This is a genomic window from Chryseobacterium contaminans, assembly GCF_001684955.1.
In the GTDB taxonomy this organism is placed as follows: Bacteria; Bacteroidota; Bacteroidia; order Flavobacteriales; family Weeksellaceae; genus Chryseobacterium; species Chryseobacterium contaminans.
On record NZ_MAYF01000156.1, the window covers coordinates 1 to 3,915 of the forward strand.

Sequence of the window (3,915 nt, forward strand, 5' to 3'; positions counted from 1 at the left end):
ATGCAGAATGCTTCAGTGGTGTATGACCGATTTCCGTCTGTTTTTACCCAATCGGATTTTGAAACTTTCAGTGATGATGAACTATTTTCAGAGGTAAGATGGCTGCATATCAGTACTATCACACCGGCATTGAGTGACAACGCATTCCATAAATGTCTGCAAATCATGAAAGAAGCCAGAGCAAGAAATATTACGGTTTCCCTCGACCTGAATTACAGAGCGGTGCTTTGGCAAAACCAGAATCCTCATAAAATTAAGGAGCTGATGCCTTTTGTCAACGTTCTCATGGGAAATATCTGGTCTGTAGAGCAGTTCCTGAATATTCCCGTTGAATATGAGCTTAACGGAAAATTCGATGATGAAAACCTTCTGAAACAGGCTGAAAAAACAGCGTTGGAAATCCGGAAACAATTCCCGTCTGTGGAAAAAATTGCGAATACCTTCCGCTTTACAAACGGTGAACAGGTCAATTATTTTGCCACCTTATTTACTGATGAGAAACTTTTGATTTCAGAAAAATATAATTCAGATAAAATTGAAGAAAGGGTAGGAAGCGGTGATTCTTTTATGGCCGCCTTAATTCATGGAATTTTAAAAGAAAATCCTGATCAGCAGATCCTTGAGGATGCTACAAAAGTTGCTTTTAAAAAGCTTTTCGTAAAGGGAGATACCATTGATGAAAGCATTAATATCGAAAAATTATGAGTGAAATACTACAAAAAATAAAAGACCAGAAAATAGTTCCGTTGTTTTACAACGAATCGTTTGAAGTCTCAAAAAATATCATAAAAGCTTTATATGAAGCAGGAATCCGTGTGATAGAATACACCAACCGAGGCCATCAGGCACTGGAAAATTTTACCAGACTGAAAGAAATTTCCCATATCGAATATCCTGGTCTTCTGTTAGGAATCGGGACGGTAAAAAACATACAGGAAATGGATGATTATGCGGGTGTAAAATCCGATTTTATCATTACACCTGTCATCAGTGAAGCATTGGTGAAACATGCGCTTGAAAGAAATATCCTTCTGATTCCGGGTTGTTTTACCCCTTCCGATATCAATATTGCCTTTCAGAACGGTTTAACACTCGTTAAAATATTCCCGGCTGATGCTTTAGGGAAGAACTATATTAAATCGGTACAGCCTGTTTTTCCGGGAATGAATTTCATGCCAACCGGAGGAATCCATGCTGAAACAGGAGATATCAGAGAATGGCTCAATGGAGGTGCCATAGCAGCAGGGTTGGGAAGCTCTCTCATCGGAAAAGATAGTAATGAAGAAGCACTGACTCTGAAAACAAAAAATTTATTACAACAACTTAATCAATAACTCAATGCAGACTCCTCAAAACAGCAATATAAGATGGTGGATGCTGTCTCTTGTCTTTCTCGCCACTACGATCAATTATCTTGACCGTCAGGTAATGGGTTTGCTGAAACCAGTGCTGGAAAAAGAATTCAGCTGGGATGAAAAAGATTACAGCTATATCGTCATGGCCTTTACCACGACTTATGCCATCGGCTATATGGCGATGGGAAGGTTTATAGACAAGGTGGGAACTAAAATCGGGTATGCCGTTTCCCTTATTGTATGGAGCTTGGCCTCTATAGGACATGGTTTTGTGAAAAGTACCATCGGGTTTATCATTGCGAGAAGCACGTTGGGAATCAGTGAGGCAGGAAATTTCCCTGCTGCCATCAAGTCTGTCGCTGAATGGTTTCCGAAAAAAGAAAGAGCACTGGCAACGGGAATTTTTAACTCAGGAGCAACGGTGGGAGCTATTTTAGCACCACTATTGGTTCCGTTCATTCTCGGACATTACGGCTGGAGACAGACTTTTGTATGGATCGGAGCTTTGGGTATGGTTTGGATTATCCTTTGGTGGAAATTCTATGCCGTTCCGGAAAAAGCCAAAAATCTAAGTAAGGAAGAACTACAGTACATAAAAAGTGATCAGGCTGAAAAAGCAGAGGAAAAAACCAAAATTCCTTTATCGGAATTACTCAAATATAAAGTAACATGGTCATTTGCCATCGGTAAAATGTTAACTGATCCTATCTGGTATTTCTTCATGTTCTGGCTGCCGGCGTATTTTTCGGATGTATTCAAAATGGATTTAACAAAACCATCCCTTCCATTGATTATTATTTATAGCGGAACTACAATCGGAAGTATCGGCGGAGGATATCTTTCATCATTTCTGATCAAAAAAGGCTGGGCAATCGGAAGAGCCAGGAGTTTTACCATGTTATTGTTTGCATTGATGGTGGTTCCGGTCATGTTCTCAAAATATGTAGATAATATGTGGATGATCACGATTATCATTGCCTTTGCAACAGCCGCGCATCAGGGGTGGGGAGCTAATCTTATGACGACGGTCGGAGACCAGTTACCCAGCAGCTATGTCAGCTCTGTCATTGGTTTTGGCGGGATGCTCGGTTCAGTGGCAGGAATTATTTTTCCGTTGTTCATCGGGATCGTTTTGGATACATTCAAAAAGGCAGGAAACGTCAATGGCGGTTACAATATTATTTTCTTTATCGCAGGAATTTCATATGTTGCTGCCTGGGGATTGATTAAAATAATCAACCGCAAGAAAACCATTTAGAACTAAACTTAACATCATAAAAACTATAAAAAGAATAACAATGAAACAGAATATAATGGATTTAACTTTCTTCAGAAATAAAACCCAAGTCCTCGCAGCAGCAGCTTTGCTTTCTGTAACTACTATTTCTGCCCAGACATTCTCAGACTTTACTTACCAAGGAAACGATAAAATATATAATGACAACCCTCTTCAACCAGACGAATTCTATTCTCCGATTTTACAGGGCTGTTATCCCGACCCAAGCATCACCAGAAAAGGTGACGATTATTACCTGGTAAACTCTTCTTTCTCAATGTTTCCGGGCGTTCCGATTTTCACTTCCAAAGATTTGGTCAATTGGAAGCAGGTTGGGCACGTTTTGGACAGGCCCTCACAGCTTAAAGTTGAAAAATCAGGGGTTTCGCATGGAATTTATGCTCCGGACATCAAATACAATAAACACAACGATACTTTTTATATGATTACTACCCAGTTTGCGGGTGGTATTGGAAATATGGTCGTAAAAACCAAAGATCCGGCAAAAGGATGGAGTGAAGTTCAGAAACTGAATTTTGATGGTATTGATCCCGCTATTTTCTTTGATGATGATGGAAAAGCTTACATTGTTCATAATGATGCTCCACCAAAAGGAACCGAACAATACAACGGTCACCGCGTTATCAAAATGTGGGATTACGATCTGGAAAAAGATCAGGTTGTCGCAGGTTCAGACAGAATTATCGTAAACGGTGGAGTCGACCTTTCTCAAAAACCCATTTGGATTGAAGGTCCGCATTTGTACAAATACAAAGGAAAATATTACCTGATGTGTGCAGAAGGCGGAACCGGAGGCAACCATAGCGAAGTGATTTTTATGGCAGATTCTCCGAAAGGACCATTTGTTCCCGGTAAAAATAATCCAATTCTTACGCAAAGGTATTTTCCGAGAGACCGAAAAGAAAAAGTAGATTGGGCAGGTCACGCCGATTTGGTGGAAGGCCCGGACGGACAATGGTATGGCGTATTTTTAGCAATTCGTCCGAATGTCAACAACCGTGTTACCAAAGGCCGTGAAACGTTCATTCTTCCTGTAGACTGGAGCGGGACTTATCCAGTGTTCCAAAATGGCCTGGTTCCGATGAAACCAAAATTGAAAATGCCACAAGGCGTTCAGAATCAAACCGGGCAAAACGGATTTTTTCCGAACGGAAATTTTACCTATAACGACAAATTAACCGATAAAAATCTTGATTTCCGATGGATTGCGATGCGCGGACCGCGTGAGAATTTCATTACTGTTACAAAAAACGGTGTGAAAGT

The 3,915-nt window shown here is 40.4% G+C and carries 4 protein-coding genes; all 4 read left to right on the top strand.

The genetic code is table 11. From position 1 onward, the window contains the following. Positions 1-705: PfkB family carbohydrate kinase (locus BBH99_RS10250; RefSeq protein ID WP_066695221.1), on the top strand; the 705-nt coding region annotated here is incomplete at its 5' end. Next, entirely contained in the window at positions 702-1,334 is a 633-nt protein-coding gene (locus BBH99_RS10255) for a bifunctional 4-hydroxy-2-oxoglutarate aldolase/2-dehydro-3-deoxy-phosphogluconate aldolase (protein WP_066695222.1), read from the top strand. The genes BBH99_RS10250 and BBH99_RS10255, both read left to right, overlap by 4 nt. Positions 1,335-1,338: 4 nt before the next feature. Further along, on the top strand, positions 1,339-2,613 hold the full coding sequence (locus BBH99_RS10260) for an MFS transporter (protein WP_066695223.1): 1,275 nt from the start codon (positions 1,339-1,341) through the stop codon (positions 2,611-2,613). 40 nt (positions 2,614-2,653) lie between these two features. Further along, positions 2,654-3,915, top strand: a 1,262-nt coding sequence (locus BBH99_RS10265; protein ID WP_131799213.1) for a glycoside hydrolase family 43 protein, incomplete at its 3' end; no start/stop codon positions are given.

Bases quoted from the DNA above. Each gene is read 5' to 3' on its own strand.
- BBH99_RS10255 (WP_066695222.1), top strand. From the start codon at position 702: ATGAGTGAAATACTACAAAAAATAAAAGACCAGAAAATAGTTCCGTTG.
- BBH99_RS10260 (WP_066695223.1), top strand. From the start codon at position 1,339: ATGCAGACTCCTCAAAACAGCAATATAAGATGGTGGATGCTGTCTCTT.